The 14,384-nt window shown below is 42.2% G+C and carries 14 protein-coding genes; 6 read left to right on the top strand and 8 right to left on the bottom strand.

All coding sequences use genetic code 11. The annotated features are described in order from the left end of the window. Positions 1-26 precede the first annotated feature (26 nt). From CW735_RS08235 to CW735_RS08225, 3 genes are all read left to right on the top strand, one after another. A complete protein-coding gene (locus tag CW735_RS08235; RefSeq protein WP_071978874.1) occupies positions 27-734 on the top strand; it encodes a CoA transferase subunit A in 708 nt (235 codons plus the stop codon). Further along, complete coding sequence (locus CW735_RS08230; protein WP_100971677.1) at positions 734-1,390, top strand: CoA transferase subunit B; 657 nt, start codon at positions 734-736, stop codon at positions 1,388-1,390. The genes CW735_RS08235 and CW735_RS08230 overlap by 1 nt, the downstream gene beginning before the upstream one ends. A gap of 124 nt (positions 1,391-1,514) precedes the next feature. Then, positions 1,515-2,852 (top strand): DEAD/DEAH box helicase, encoded by a 1,338-nt coding sequence (locus tag CW735_RS08225; RefSeq protein ID WP_071978872.1) that lies wholly within the window; start codon positions 1,515-1,517, stop codon positions 2,850-2,852. An 81-nt stretch (positions 2,853-2,933) separates the two neighbouring features. Here the strand turns inward: CW735_RS08225 and CW735_RS08220 are convergent, their stop codons facing one another. From CW735_RS08220 to CW735_RS08210, 3 genes are all read right to left on the bottom strand, one after another. Beyond that, the gene (locus CW735_RS08220; RefSeq protein ID WP_071979715.1) at positions 2,934-3,176 is read right to left on the bottom strand and encodes an EF-hand domain-containing protein; all 243 of its coding nucleotides are present in this window, start codon (positions 3,174-3,176) and stop codon (positions 2,934-2,936) included. 60 nt (positions 3,177-3,236) lie between these two features. Continuing rightward, a complete protein-coding gene (gene trhO / locus CW735_RS08215) occupies positions 3,237-4,247 on the bottom strand; it encodes an oxygen-dependent tRNA uridine(34) hydroxylase TrhO (RefSeq protein ID WP_071979716.1) in 1,011 nt (336 codons plus the stop codon). 273 nt (positions 4,248-4,520) lie between these two features. Further along, a complete protein-coding gene (locus tag CW735_RS08210; RefSeq protein ID WP_083595259.1) occupies positions 4,521-5,132 on the bottom strand; it encodes a VC2046/SO_2500 family protein in 612 nt (203 codons plus the stop codon). Positions 5,133-5,188: 56 nt separating this feature from the next. On the opposite strand from CW735_RS08210, the gene CW735_RS08205 reads away from it, so the two are divergent. Next, positions 5,189-6,829 (top strand): response regulator, encoded by a 1,641-nt coding sequence (locus CW735_RS08205; RefSeq protein WP_071979718.1) that lies wholly within the window; start codon positions 5,189-5,191, stop codon positions 6,827-6,829. 30 nt (positions 6,830-6,859) lie between these two features. Here the strand turns inward: CW735_RS08205 and CW735_RS08200 are convergent, their stop codons facing one another. Further along, a complete protein-coding gene (locus CW735_RS08200) occupies positions 6,860-7,702 on the bottom strand; it encodes a DUF6279 family lipoprotein (protein WP_071979719.1) in 843 nt (280 codons plus the stop codon). A 152-nt stretch (positions 7,703-7,854) separates the two neighbouring features. On the opposite strand from CW735_RS08200, the gene CW735_RS08195 reads away from it, so the two are divergent. After that, a complete protein-coding gene (locus tag CW735_RS08195) occupies positions 7,855-8,853 on the top strand; it encodes an ATP-dependent 6-phosphofructokinase (RefSeq protein ID WP_071979720.1) in 999 nt (332 codons plus the stop codon). Between the two features lie 190 nt (positions 8,854-9,043). Here the strand turns inward: CW735_RS08195 and CW735_RS08190 are convergent, their stop codons facing one another. The 4 genes from CW735_RS08190 to CW735_RS08175 form a co-directional block, all read right to left on the bottom strand. Beyond that, positions 9,044-9,871 carry a LytR/AlgR family response regulator transcription factor gene (locus CW735_RS08190; protein ID WP_071979721.1) on the bottom strand — a complete coding sequence of 276 codons (828 nt, stop codon included), beginning with the start codon at positions 9,869-9,871 and terminating at the stop codon, positions 9,044-9,046. Position 9,872: 1 nt separating this feature from the next. Further along, positions 9,873-10,946: a sensor histidine kinase gene (locus CW735_RS08185; protein ID WP_100971675.1), complete on the bottom strand. Its 1,074-nt coding sequence runs from the start codon at positions 10,944-10,946 to the stop codon at positions 9,873-9,875. 134 nt (positions 10,947-11,080) lie between these two features. Then, positions 11,081-11,542, bottom strand: a complete 462-nt coding sequence (locus CW735_RS08180; RefSeq protein ID WP_071979723.1) for an Mpo1 family 2-hydroxy fatty acid dioxygenase — start codon at positions 11,540-11,542, stop codon at positions 11,081-11,083. A gap of 60 nt (positions 11,543-11,602) precedes the next feature. Next, the gene (locus tag CW735_RS08175) at positions 11,603-12,277 is read right to left on the bottom strand and encodes a flagellar brake domain-containing protein (RefSeq protein ID WP_100971673.1); all 675 of its coding nucleotides are present in this window, start codon (positions 12,275-12,277) and stop codon (positions 11,603-11,605) included. Between the two features lie 201 nt (positions 12,278-12,478). Here CW735_RS08175 and CW735_RS08170 point away from each other — a divergent pair, with 201 nt between their 5' ends. Continuing rightward, positions 12,479-14,296 carry a M61 family metallopeptidase gene (locus CW735_RS08170; RefSeq protein ID WP_100971671.1) on the top strand — a complete coding sequence of 606 codons (1,818 nt, stop codon included), beginning with the start codon at positions 12,479-12,481 and terminating at the stop codon, positions 14,294-14,296. Positions 14,297-14,384 lie beyond the last annotated feature (88 nt).

Below are 14,384 nucleotides of genomic sequence, written 5' to 3'. Positions count from 1 at the left end.
TTAACAAACCATTGGTGGAGATAAAAATGGCTGGATTTAATAAAGTAGTTGATACATACGAAGAGGCTCTAGCGGGCTTAACCGACTCAATGACGGTTATCGCTGGAGGATTCGGACTTTGCGGTATTCCAGAGGGCTTGATTGCACATATAAAGACGATGGGTGTGAAAGATTTAACCGTGGTGTCTAATAACTGTGGTGTAGATGGCTTTGGCCTAGGATTATTGCTTGAAGACAAACAAATCTCAAAAATGGTGTCTTCGTATGTTGGCGAAAATGCATTATTTGAGAAACAATTACTTAATGGAGAGCTTGAGGTAGAACTTACCCCTCAGGGAACACTTGCAGAGAAAATGCGCGCGGGTGGTGCTGGTATCCCGGCCTTTTACACTGCAACTGGTTACGGCACGCCGGTAGGTGAAGGTAAGGAAGTAAAGGAGTTTAACGGCAGACCTTATATTCTAGAACACGCTATTACCGGCGACTTTGCTATTGTCAAAGCGTGGAAGGCGGATAAATTTGGTAACTGCGTATTTAGACATACCGCGCAGAACTTCAATCCTATGGCGGCCACAGCGGGAAAAATTACTGTTGTAGAAGTTGAAGAAATTGTTGAGCCCGGCACGCTTTCGCCTAGTGAAATCCACACCCCAGGCATTTATGTAAACCGTATTATAAAAGGCGAGTTTGAGAAACGTATTGAGCGTCGCGTAGTAACAAAGGAGGCAGTGTAATGGCTTTAACAAGAGACCAAATAGCAATGCGTGTAGCCCAAGAGTTTAAAGACGGTGACTATGTTAACTTGGGTATAGGAATACCCACATTGGCTGCTAACTACGTTCCGGAAGATATTAGCGTTATGCTTCAATCGGAAAATGGTTTACTGGGAATGGGACGTTACCCCACGGAAGAAGAAGTTGATGCGGACATGATCAATGCCGGAAAAGAAACCGTTACGGCTATTACAGGCGCTTCAATTTTCAATAGCGCGGAAAGCTTTGCGATGATCCGCGGTGGTCACGTAGATTTTACCGTTCTTGGTGCTTTCGAGGTGGATGTATCTGGCAATATAGCGTCGTGGATGATTCCTGGGAAATTGGTTAAGGGCATGGGCGGTGCCATGGACCTAGTGGCTGGAGCTAAGAACATTATTGTTACCATGACTCATACTGATAAGCATGGGAACTCAAAGTTATTACCAGCGTGTACACTTCCACTCACAGGCGTGAATTGTATAACGCGTATCATCACTGATTTAGCTGTTCTTTCAGTAGAAGACGGCGCTTTTGTATTACAAGAGAAAGCACCTGGTGTTTCTGTTGATGAAATAAAAGAAAAAACAGCCGGTAAGCTTATTGTTCCTGACAATGTAGCTGAAATGTCTTTTTAAAAAACCTATAGGGGCCGTTGGGAAAAGACGGCCCTTATAAAAAGCGAGCTTCTCTATTGGCTTGCTTTCAAATCCTCCTGCTTTAAGGGATAATGCACCTGAAAATTAATATAGAGGCGTTATCTTGCTAGTTACTGACTTACCTGTTCACCATAAAATCATAGCGAAACTTGAAAGTAAGAGTATTACAACTCTTACCGAGATTCAGGAGCGCACAATGCTACCCAGTATTCAGGGTAAAGACATTATCGCCTCCTCAAAAACCGGCTCAGGTAAGACATTTGCATTTTTAGTTCCCGCTATTAATCGATTATTGTCTCAAAAAGCGTTGAGCCGACAAGATCCAAGAGCACTAATACTTGCACCAACAAGAGAACTGGCCAAACAGGTATTCATAGAAGCTAAATCTATGTGCAGTGGTTTGAGTTTATCTTGTGAACTTATAGTGGGTGGTGAAAATTTTAATGACCAAGTAAAAGGTTTGCGCCGCAACCCTCACATTATTGTGGGTACCGCTGGTCGTATTGCTGACCATCTTATCGGCAAAAGTATGTATCTGAACGGGCTAGAGCTGCTTATCTTTGATGAAGCCGACCGCATGTTAGATTTAGGGTTTGCTGCACAACTCAAGCTTATTAATAAATATGCCGACCACAGAAAACGCCAAACCATGCTGTTTTCCGCTACTCTCGATAATATTGAGTTGCAACATATGACAACTCAACTTACCCATGGGGCAGTTCGAGTTGCCGTTGGTAATGCTACTGGCGAGCATGGCGATATTGAGCAAACCTGTTTTTTTGCCGATAACGTGAGTAACAAAGACGAAATCTTGCGCTTCGAACTCAACAAACGCGAGTACAACCAGGCCATTGTATTTACCGCAACGCGAGAAGACACCGATAGAATTGCAGCAATTCTTAATGAAGACAATTTAGAAGCAGTCGCACTGCGTGGCGACTTAGCGCAAAACCAGCGCGCGTCAATAATGAGCAGTTTTTCTAGAGGCCAGCAAAGTGTATTAGTAACCACCGATTTAGCATCTAGAGGCTTAGATCTTTCAAAGGTTGGACTGGTTGTAAATTTCGACCTTCCTAAAAATTCAGATGAATACATACACCGTATTGGCAGAACGGGTCGCGCAGGACAGAAGGGTGAAGCCTTTTCACTAGTGGGTCCACGGGATTGGAATAGTTTTGAGTTGCTCAAAACTCACTTGCAGTACGCGTTAGAGTGTACGCCACACGATGAGTTTGATGCCAAATTTAAAGGTTTCTCAAAGAAAAAGAAGGCTTCTGCTAAAACGAAAGCTTCTGTGGAGACAAACCGAGATAATAATAAACCCGCTAGGCCAAAACCAGTGAGACGTGTCGACCCGATGCAGGGCGAAGATATTGGTATGGTACCGATAAAACGTAAGCCTCGTAATACGAGTGTAGAGCCTGATGACAGTGACGAATAGTTATCAACCCTCGTAGCTAAAAAGAGAAACAAATAAAAAAGCGAGCCATGGCTCGCTTTTTTCGATTCATTGTGCAAGTTGTTAGTATTCCCACCAACACTCTTGCCACCACTCTAAAAACTCTTCGAAGTCGATATAGCCATCGTCATTTTCATCGATTAGTTTAAACCCTTCTTCAACGTGACTTGCTTTCGTCTTGGGTGAAATAATCGTTAATAGCTCAATAAACTCAGTAAGGTCGATTTGCCCGTTTCCATCACGGTCAAAGAAACTGAAGTCTTTTCTTATCTCTTCAATTTTAGAATCTGAAAGTTGAGTGCTCACTCACATTCCTTAACTAATTTACAACGATATAAGGAGTGTAACGTCTCTACTATTATGTGTCTACGCCTGTTTTTCTTTTGCTTTTAAGGCGCGCTCTCGCTGTGCATTCGCTTTTTCTTGACGCTTCTGCTCCATGATGAGCCTTGCCTCAGTACCAACATGCTCTTGCTCTCTGGCTTTTGCTAGCTGAACTTGCTTTTCTCTTTCACGAAAACGCGCTATCTGCTCATCCGTATGAGTACCGAAACAACGTGGGCAACTTACGCCGGGTTCGTATTGTTCCGTGTTTTTATCATCTTCGGTAATCGGCAGGCGACATGCGTAGCACTGCTCGTACTCACTTTTTTCAAGATCGTGATTGACCGCTACGCGATTATCGAAAACAAAGCAGTCCCCTTCCCATAGCGACTCATCTTTTGGCACATCTTCTAAATATTGGAGAATCCCACCTTCAAGGTGATACACCTCTTCAAAACCCTGCTCTTTCAAATATGCGGTTGATTTTTCGCAGCGGATACCACCAGTGCAAAACATAGCCACTTTTTTGTTTTTCTCTGGGTCAAGTGCTTTAGATACGTACTCTGGAAACTCTCTAAATGTATCGGTTTTTGGATCGATAGCGTTCTTGAAAGTCCCTATTTCAATTTCATAGCCATTTCGAGTATCAATAACCGTTACGTCAGGATCGCTAATAAGGGCGTTCCACTCAGTGGGTTTAACGTAGGTGCCCACCGTTTTACGAGGGTCTATACCCTCTACACCCATGGTAACAATTTCTTTCTTTAATTTTACTTTGGTGCGGTAGAACGGCTTCTCGTCATGTAACGATTCTTTGAAGGAGATAGGATTAATGCGTTCGTCGCTATTTAGGTAGTTAAGTAGCGCGTCAATTCCCTCTCGCGGGCCAGAGACAGTGCCGTTAATGCCCTCGCTTGCGAGAAGCAAAGTGCCCCTTATACCGTTAGACTCCATGACTTCGAGTAACGGTTGGCGCATCGCTTTGTAATTTTCGAGCGCAACGAATTTGTACATTGCGCAAACAATATATTTGTTTTCTATATTAGTAGACATATTTTAACCTTTGCTGATTGGAGCGTAAGACCAGTGCAAAATGCGGCGCGAAATATAGCAGAAGCGAGAGCAAAAACCAAACCTGCAATGGCATTAATAGTTCAAGGAACAGAATTAGCAATTATAAATTAGGTATTTAATGCGAGTACGTAACAATATGAAATACTATTATCGTGTTTCCGCGCTTTTGGGTTTTGGGTTTTGACAGCCCCTTTAAGGCTGTTAGTTAAAAGCCTGCTTGAATTGAAACTAACTACGCGGCATCAGTTATGCCTATATCGATGCATTCATCGACGGGGAATTTACCTTTTGATTTTGGATCACTTCAAAAAGTAATGTGTTATCTTCTTCGATATCGCTTACATATTTCTCAGCTAGGCGCTTTTGGGTGCCCAAACTACAATTGTTTATTACGTCCTCAGGAATTCGTCGTGGGTTGTCCGTTTGAGCTAGCGGAGAAGGGTTCATTGATTGAAAGAGCCTAGCAGCCGTTATATCACTGCACATTAATTGCGAAAGCGTGTCCAAACATTTCCAATCTCCATCTGACGCTGCAAGCGCAGGTTTACGATAATGATTTAAAAATGCTAAGTCATCTCTCTTGCTATTGGTTGCATCATTTTTTGGTGGCGTAAGCTGAATAGTATTCGCCAAGGCGCTCTGATGCATTGCTAAATACAGTGAGAACAGGCTTCCCTGAGAAGAAGCTTTTGCCAGCGTACCATCGAACTCCCAGCGGTAGCTGGGATCTAGCGACGGTGCGTTGTTCGCTGGAGTTTGCTCAATATCCATTTTTACTGAAAGCCTGAGAATACAATTATGTAGTGATATCCATACATGGGTTGTCGGCAAAATATCCATAAACTTAACACTGAAATTGCTCATTCATCCGTTTTACACCATCATGAATAGGAAGCGTTTTATCAGTTATCGAGGGTGCAGTGAAATACACTGACAAAAAAGTATTGATCGTTGAGGATCAACGACCGTTTCTGCTTATGCTCAAGGGGCTATTGCAGTCGATGGGCGCTAGCGACATTGTCACTAAATCTAGCGCAGAACACGCTATATCGGCGGCAAAAAAAACAAAATTTGATATTGTTGTTTGTGATCTGCATTTAGGAGCGGAGAACAAAAATGGTTATGAATTGGTCGAGGAACTTCGCGTTAAACGATTGATTAAAGCCACATCCGTTTTTGTCTTAATTAGCGCAGACAGCAGCCGCTCTATGGTGTTGGGCTCAATTGAGCGACGCCCAGACGACTTTCTTGTTAAACCCTTTTCACAGGTTCAGCTAAAAAGTCGTATAGGCAGAGCGTGGCAAAGAAGACAGTTTTTGCAGTCTGCTTACGAGTTAATCGATCAGAACAAACTTGTAGATGCGCTCGAGGTTTTGCACAACCTGTATGAGAAACCTTCTCACTACAAAGGGCATTGTCAGCAGCTTCTGGTAGACGTATTCCTGCGTACGGGTGACTACAAAAAAGCATTAGCGATTTTGTCGCCATTTATAAACGGCAAGCCTGTAGTCTGGGCTCAAGTTGCCCTAGGTAATACTTATATTCAGTGTCAGGAATATGAAAAAGCAATTTCAGTGGCTCGAAAAATACTAAAGAAAAATAGATTCAGTGCAGACGCAAACGATATCTTGGCGCTGGCAAACCAAGGCTTAAAAAACCAAGAAACCGCACTGGATGCTATTAAAGAGGCTATCAAACTATCCCCCTTTTCTCTGTCTCGTCACCTTACCGCTTGTGAAATAGCGCAACAAAATGCTGACTACATAACGGCTTCTCAATCGTGTCAGGCAATTTGGAATTTATCAAAACGCACCGTCCATAAAAAAAGTTTGTATTGGTGTGCATTTATCCGCAGCTTGCTGGATGTTGCTGAAAATACCGATGAGAAGAAACAGCGAAATAAATATCAGCAAGAAGCCCTGCTCACATTACAGCGTGGGAAGTTTGATGAGCATTTGTTCAAAATGGACCGAAATTTTGACGTCGATATATTTAGTAATATCGTTAATGCGCGAGTAAGCGCCATCGATGGAAAGTTGATTGACGCTAAAATGCACCTCGTGAATTCTCAGGTAGCGATTGAAGAAAAGTATGATGAACCTCCAACGGCGTATCTCCCAGACAGTATCAACGTCATGTATTCACTTGGAGAGTTTGATGACGCCATAGCACTGTGTAAAGTCGTTGAACTGAGAAAAGATGAACTCGATAAAAACAGTGCTTCAATGTTGGCTAAAGAGGCGGAAAAAGCAAAAAGTAATTTGGCAAACTATCAGCAATTTAACCGAGAAGGCATTGACCATTATCAACAACATGCTTACGAGCGCGCAAAAGCTTCATTTGCATTAGCTCAAAACTATGCACCTGTTAATATTGGTGTTGCCCTTAATTTACTGCAATGCTTACTTCAGTTATATAAAAGTAAAGACCAAGCAGACGTTCAAATGGAGACAGAATGTAAGCGGCTTTACAAACTCCTTGATAATATTCCGTTGAAAAATGCCTACAGCGAAAAATACGCCAACCTTCGTGACGAACTTTCTGTTTATATTGGGCTTTAGGGCGTTTACCTCCCTGCTGCTAGCGACTCGCTATTTCTGAAAATTGCTAACGATGGTAATGAACTCATCGATATTTTCTATTAGCGTCTCTTTTTGCTCAGCAGAGAGTGTTGTTGCAATTTCTGCTATAAGCGTGGCGGCCACTTGCATATTATGTGCGCTGGCTCGCTGATATGATTCACTTCTATAATCATCTGGGTTTTGCATCAAATAGGTTAAATCTTTTACGAAATTGGGATTAGTCGACTTTGTGACGAAAAGCCGTCTTGCAGCATTTTGAATATTGCGTCGATATTCAAGCCACTCGTTTGATGTTGAAACAAATTGCGTGTTGTAAGTGGCGATAATTTGAGTCTGTTCGTTGGTGAGATCGCCAATACGCTCTTCCACATTTTCAATCATACTTTCCATTCGTTTCTCCAACCGCTCTTCCTGTGACTGTTGCAGAAATTCATCTCGTTCCTCTTCTTCTTCTTTGTTGTCTTTTTCTAGCGTGGCAAACAGAGAAACAATTTGCTGCTCTGTCAAATCAGTGGATAGTTCTACCAACTCAGGGCTTATTTCACTTCTCACCCTTTCCCAATGCCCTCGAATGTCATTCATGTGAGCGTAAACAGTTTCGTAGTTGAGCTGATCATTCTTAACTTGCTGTTTTAGCGTCGTTAGTTGTTTTCTATAGCGTTCCAATTCACTTTGTTTATGCCAACGAAGCCAGTTTGACAAATAGTCATCGAACCTTTCTTCCTGTTCATCGTTCAGCTCAATATAGTCATCTAAATACCAATACACCCACCAATCAAGGTTGTTATAAGCAAGCTTTGAACTGCATGCAGTGAGAGATAAAAAAAGAAACAGGACAGTGACCAAGCGCATCGTTAGAACCCTTTACAATGAAAATACAGCAGAACTTATTCTTTATAGACAGCAATTATGAAAAAAGTGCAGTTTAATAATACTTTACCTTCCATTATGCATGATCTACTTTGCATAATATAAGAACACCATAAACACAGAAGGATTATATTGTGTCAAAACGTGTCGCAGTTTTAACCTCCGGTGGCGACGCCCCCGGTATGAATGCATGTATACGCGCTATTGTTATTGCGTGTCAAAAATCAGGCTACGAACCCATTGGCTATCTCCACGGATATAACGGGCTGTTAAATCAAGAGTTTGTCTCACTTTCCTTAGACTCGACGCATAATTTAATACAGCAAGGAGGCACGATACTTCATAGCGCTCGTTGCAAAGAATTTACTGAGGAAGCTGGCGTTAAGAAAGCAGCGGCGAATTTAGTTGAGGCAGGAATAGACGCATTATTGGTTATCGGCGGTGATGGTTCATTTAAAGGCGCAACCTATTTAAGTGACTACTTTCACGGACAAATCATTGGTATCCCGGGCACGATAGACAATGATATAGCGGGAACCGATGCCACTATCGGGTATTACACCGCCATCGACACCGCAATGAGTTCTATTGATAAGGTTCGTGACACAGCAGATGCTTTTGAACGAATTTTTTTAGTTGAAGTGATGGGCAGACATGCGGGATTTCTTGCGTTAAATGCTGCGCTTTCCTCTGCAGCAGATTATGTAATTTTACCTGAACATTTTGAATCTACCGACGCCGAATTAAAAAATATTATCACGCAAATTCATGCGCAAAGGCGTTTAAAAGGCTCTGTCAGTTTTATTGTCGTAGTAGCAGAAAATGTATGGCCAAAAGGACTTCCCGCGCTAACAGAAGCATTAAATGAGGCAGGTATCACCGATGTCAGGCCACTTACTCTTGGTCACGTTCAGCGAGGCGGTGCACCGGTCAGTAGCGATAGGTTGCTGGCTACCACATTAGGGGAATTTGCCGTCAGCCTTGTAGGAACCTCTAGCAATAATATAATGGTTGGTGAGGTAAACAGCCATCCGGTCACGGTTCCGTTAGATAAAACAAGTGATAGTAAGCCGCTAAATAGTGCACAGGTCGCGTTGATGAAGACAATAATGAACGAACGATATGATTGCTAGTAAACGGCCCAAAAAGAAAAATAGCAGGGAAAAATAGCGGAAAATAGATGTGGCAAACCCCTAATAACGAGGGGCGTCTATTGTGCTGCATATGATGAGGCACTTTGATCATTTCTATTAAAAACTCGACGTGATCAAAGTGCTGGATTGCAACACTGAATAACTACACTGAATTAAAACAGCTGCCTTATTACATTTTCATCGCTGCTTTTACTTTGTCTCTATGGCTGCGACTTACTTTAAGCTCTGTATCGTTCTGTAAGATTAAGTGGTATTCACCGCTTATATGGCTTACGAGCTTCTTCACATATCGAATGTTTGCTATGGCTGAACGATGCACTCGCACAAAAAACTGTGGGTTAAGCTCTTGCTCTAGTTCCTTCATCGTCTTTCGCATTATATGCATGCCATCTAGAGCATGAACGCACATGTAGTCGCCTGCCGCATCAATCCATTGAATATCTTGAACGTTAACACGGGTAACTTCAGACCCATCTTTTATGGCTAGAACATCCGGATAGGGATTTGTCTCAACAGGCTCACCATTTGCAAGCTTTCGCAATATTTCCTCACAATCGTCACCGGTGAGTTCTGCAACCAGGCTTACCAGTTTTTGCGATTGCTCATCTTGGTGAGCGGTTGAGGTATAGTCACGCACCTTATCAAGCGCCGCTGCTAATCTTTCATCGTCGGCGGGCTTTAATAGATAATCTAACGCGTGAACGTCAAACGCTTTAATAGCATAACTGTCGTAGGCAGTAACGAAAACAATCATTGGAATAGGTTGCTTCAACTCTCGAAGTTTATGAATAACCTGAAATCCGTTTAGACCTGGCATTTGGATATCTAGAAACACCAAATCTGGACGGTGTTGCGAAATACTACTCACCGCTTCAAGGCCATTCTGGCATTCTGCCACTACCTGTACATCTTTGTGTCGCTCTAGCCTAGCTCGAAGTCCCCTGCGAGCTAGAGGCTCATCATCCACTACTATGGTTTTAATCATTTGGTTGGTCATTTCATACGTCCTTTACTTCGTAGGGAATACGAATTCTAACTCTAACCCCTGAGGGCTGGTTATGCTCAATAGAAAATGCAAAGTTGCGTTGGTAAAGCGATTGAAGGCGCTCTTTTATATTAACAAGCCCCACCCCATTTTTTCTGCTGAGTTGGCCATCTTTAATGTCGGCTCCTGGGCCATTATCCGCCACGTCCAATAACAAATCGTTGCCAAATGTGCGCGCTGTGATGGCTATTTGACCGCCGTTTTCCATTTTTGAAATGGCGTGCTTAATAGCGTTTTCAATAATGGGCTGTAAAATCATGCTTGGTACCAGCGCCGACTCGCATTTACTATCAATGTCCCACACAACTTCTAACCGATCATCAAATCTCACCTTCTCTATCTCAAGATAAAGACGGAGGGCCTTAATTTCTTGTCCAAGGGGGACGCGTTTAATAGGATCATTATCAAGAGAATAGCGTAAGAAGTTGCTCAATTTAGAGACCATTGCTTCTGCGGTATCATTTTCTTTCAATAGTATCAGCGTAGATATCGCGTTTAACGTATTGAAAAGAAAGTGAGGATTTAATTGGTAGCGCAGCATTTTTATATGCGCTTGGTGCGCCATAGTGCTTGCTTTAAGGGCATTCTGCTTTTCTTTCTGCAGCATCTGAAAGTTTTTAATGCCAAAATAAACGCCGCTCCAGCATCCCACCATAATTAGGGAATTAATCGTGTTGGTAAAATACATGTACCATTCGTCTGGTCGGTAACCGTGCTTATATATTTCCCAGTAGTTAATATTTTTTACTACCGCCCATACTAGCGCGACAACGTAGCATGACGCGATCACTATGAGGATCATATTCAACACAGAACGTTTACGAGCCCAGCGATAAACGTAGCGCAGCGGTATCGTCAGTAACCAACCTGCATAGGCATTTAACATGATGATGAAAACCCATATCGGCCTTACATCATGCAGAAATGACCCTATGTAGTAAATGAGAGCAAAACCAGCCCAGCCTGCGCTGTGCAAAGTCCAGAATAAACGCTCATTACTTTCTATTACACGCTGAAAGCGACTCAAACTAACACCAACTTATATTCACCAATGTTTTAGCTTAAACCCAAATTATACGCTTGGAATTAAACGACCCAAGCGTCTTGGTCGTGTTGGTAGTGCGTCTGGTCGCAGGTAATCTTTAAATATCACAACCTGTATTAATAACTAATATTCATGCGCTTAAGCCAATGTACCCACCACCATGCTGGGCCCACCAGAAGAAAGCGAAGATCTTCGAGAAACGAAGGCTTTTTTCCTTCAATTTTATGGCCAACAAACTGCAAAATCCACATGGCCACAAATAATACAAGACTAAATTTCCATACAGATATATTGAAATAAACCAACAAGTTGACGACGCCAAAACAAACAATAGTCAACAGGGTCATAGCTGCGCCTATCGGACCAGAGAGTAGAAAATAATAATACAATATCGGGATGGCGATTATGTGGGCCCATGTGATATTGAAGTGAGAAATGAACTCGGGAGTGGGGATACTCCACAATAGTCCAAGGGTAACCAAGTAGATACTGGGTACCGCAATGGCGTGAATAAGCACATTAACTTTATTTTGGTGACTTTCACCGTACTGTAAAAGTAGCCTTTCAATACTTCTCATTTGCCGTTACCTTTTATTATTCATTAGCAAAAACTATATATCTACACAACACACTAGAAGCTAAGATATCAGAGTATGCCGCGCGAGTAACTCTCCTATCATTGCATCGTCTGTCGAGAACTTCATTCCGTAATAAACCACTTTGTTGTCTAATTTATGGTTTTTTATGACCGCCTTTATTTCAACAGGTTTGCCATCGAGCATATAAATTAACGTCACCTCGGTACCATCAATTAAAACCGGATAGTTAGGCTTTATTTGAAGCCCTACTTTACAACCTTGTTTTGATAAATCTACGATGATGCCGTGTGCGTTCTCTTTACATTCATAAACATCAGATTTGATTTCAATCGCCACACCGGGTTGAGAACGTTTTGACGCTCGAAGACCAATGCGTTCAACGCGCCTTGGGAAACTAGTAATTAATATACCCGAAGGATTGGCCAAAAGTTTTAAAACTTTGACACGATAGGCAATAACCTGTCCCGTATTGCCTTCAACGATGGAGCGCACAACAATGGTATTATCTACGGTTAACGCGTCCCGTACGGTAATCCATTTTGACGATGTAGGAATGTGAAACATCATACAATCGTTAGCATGCATTCCTAAATACTCGGTTTTTACCCTTTTTGAAGCCGCGGGCATAGTTATTTCTAAATCAACAATACCGCCTGGCCTCAACGCTTCTAGCGCCTCAAAATCCTCTAGGCTAATTTTATTCTCTTCAATCATACGTACGCTTTTCTAAGTAGCCCTATTATATTTACAATTAACCCAATTTTTTCATTTACAGCCAATTAATGTTGCCCTAAAAAGGTGTTACGTTGAGATATAGTAAGTCTTGCCAACGCCCTATTTGCAAGATAAACGACACCATTGTTGTCTTAGTTATAGTACACTTGAGCGCAACTATGTGAATAAATTGAGAATTTTATGCCGAACGATATACTAAAATACACGCTTTGCCTTTCTCAATGGCAGGCTCACCAATTCAAAGTGAGTTTGAACGTGCCCGCGCATCATTCAGAAACGCTTACGCTGTCTTTGCCAAGTTGGATACCAGGAAGCTATATGGTGCGTGACTTTGCAAAAAATATTGTTTCGCTATCGGCACGAGAAGCAACCAGCGCATCACCACTCACTATAGAAAAAGTGGACAAGCAAACATGGACATTACACACTAACGGAAAGGCTTGCTTAATAGACTATACGATTTATGCAAATGATCTTTCAATACGCTCTGCTTTTATCAATCATGAGTACGCTTTTATCAATGGTACCAGTGCGTTTCTAGAAGTTGAGGGCTTTGTAAATACCGAACATCAACTCGACGTATCCTTACCCTTCGCTGACGAATCCATTTCTCAATGGCGTGCTTACACATCAATGGAAGCGAGAGTATCGTCTGCGTTAGAAAGTGGCGGTAGCGAGCGTAAATGGAGCTATCAAGCACCTTGTTACGCAGATTTTATCGACCACCCTATTTTTATAGGCATAGCAGATACTCATGAGTTTGAGGTAAATGGAGTAAACTTTACGCTGCTGTTTTCTGGTAAAAACAATATTGATTACCCAAGGATTGCAAAGGATCTTGCCCCAATATGCCAACACCACTTAGATCTATTCGGCCAGCCCTACCCGGTCAAAAATTATCTGTTTATGACACTGCTTGCAGACAATGGGTTTGGTGGTTTAGAGCATAAGCACTCAACAGCCCTTCTTTACCCTAGGTTCGATCTACCTTTAGTAGGTGATAGCGCTGAAATGACTGATAGTTATATTACCTTTTTGAGTCTATGCAGCCATGAATTTTTTCATACTTGGCACGTAAAGCGAATCAAGCCTGATGTAATGGTAAATCCGAATTTAGCTCAAGAAAATTATACGAATCAATTATGGATATATGAGGGCTTTACCAGTTTTTACGACGACGTAACGCTTGCCCGGGTAGGCACTGTGCCGGCGCAGAAATATCTCGATATCGTAGCGCAGAACGTGAGTCGACTTCTACAAAATGCTGGCAGGCACAAGCAGAGCGCAGCAGAAAGTAGCTTTGACGCTTGGACTAAGTTTTACAAACAGGATGCTAGTGCAACAAATAATATTGTTAGTTATTACACGAAAGGCGGCATTATTGCGTTTGGTCTAGATTTGATATTGCGGGAACGCTCTAACAACACCGTGTGTTTGGACGACCTAATGCGGCTTTTATGGGAGCATTACGGTAAGGATGAAACCGGTACGCCCGATAACGTAGTCCATCGCCTTTGCCTCAGTTACCTCAATATTGACGTAAGTGATTATTTAAATAACGTTGTTTATCATACAAATGATGTTGAACTTGATAAATTGATCGCGGCTATAGGTATTTCGCTGCACACTCGGGCAAAAGTATCCCAAGACGATAAAGGTGGTTTAACCGCACAGACACTAATAAAACGTCAATTTGGTGCAACGCTAAAACCTGCTTCATTAGGCTTAACCGTTGTACAAGTATTCGAAGGGTTAGCCGCAATGAAGGCCGGTATTCTGCTCAATGACACCGTTATTGCAATAGACGGACATGTGGTCAATCAGAGTAAGCTTCAACGGCTCTTAGATACCAGTGAAAATGCCAGTGTAACTGTAGCTGTAATAAGAGACGGAAAACTTATTCATCTTGACTTACCGCTAATGGACGCACGAGAAGACATGGCGTTTTTCAATATTAATGACGCTGATAAATTTGAGAAGTGGTTAGGCAGGGCTTAGCAGCGTTTTCAATGTTTAACTGTGTTTAGCTGTGTTTAAATGTATTTAGCCTTGTTTTGCGCCTTTTATGCGAAAGGCGCAATTGCAC

It is taken from the genome of Alteromonas sp. MB-3u-76 (assembly GCF_002831605.1).
Classification (GTDB): domain Bacteria; phylum Pseudomonadota; class Gammaproteobacteria; order Enterobacterales; family Alteromonadaceae; genus Alteromonas; species Alteromonas hispanica.
Note: the sequence above shows the minus strand (reverse complement) of the source record. Positions and strands in the feature narration are given on the sequence as shown.

What these genes read in the sequence shown, in the direction of transcription:
- CW735_RS08235 (WP_071978874.1), top strand. Translation starts at nt 27, where the DNA reads ATGGCTGGATTTAATAAAGTAGTTGATACATACGAAGAGGCTCTAGCG.
- CW735_RS08230 (WP_100971677.1), top strand. Translation starts at nt 734, where the DNA reads ATGGCTTTAACAAGAGACCAAATAGCAATGCGTGTAGCCCAAGAGTTT.
- trhO (WP_071979716.1), bottom strand. Translation starts at nt 4,247, where the DNA reads ATGTCTACTAATATAGAAAACAAATATATTGTTTGCGCAATGTACAAA.
- CW735_RS08210 (WP_083595259.1), bottom strand. Translation starts at nt 5,132, where the DNA reads ATGAGCAATTTCAGTGTTAAGTTTATGGATATTTTGCCGACAACCCAT.
- CW735_RS08200 (WP_071979719.1), bottom strand. Translation starts at nt 7,702, where the DNA reads ATGCGCTTGGTCACTGTCCTGTTTCTTTTTTTATCTCTCACTGCATGC.
- CW735_RS08190 (WP_071979721.1), bottom strand. Translation starts at nt 9,871, where the DNA reads ATGACCAACCAAATGATTAAAACCATAGTAGTGGATGATGAGCCTCTA.
- CW735_RS08180 (WP_071979723.1), bottom strand. Translation starts at nt 11,542, where the DNA reads ATGAGAAGTATTGAAAGGCTACTTTTACAGTACGGTGAAAGTCACCAA.
- CW735_RS08175 (WP_100971673.1), bottom strand. Translation starts at nt 12,277, where the DNA reads ATGATTGAAGAGAATAAAATTAGCCTAGAGGATTTTGAGGCGCTAGAA.
- CW735_RS08170 (WP_100971671.1), top strand. Translation starts at nt 12,479, where the DNA reads ATGCCGAACGATATACTAAAATACACGCTTTGCCTTTCTCAATGGCAG.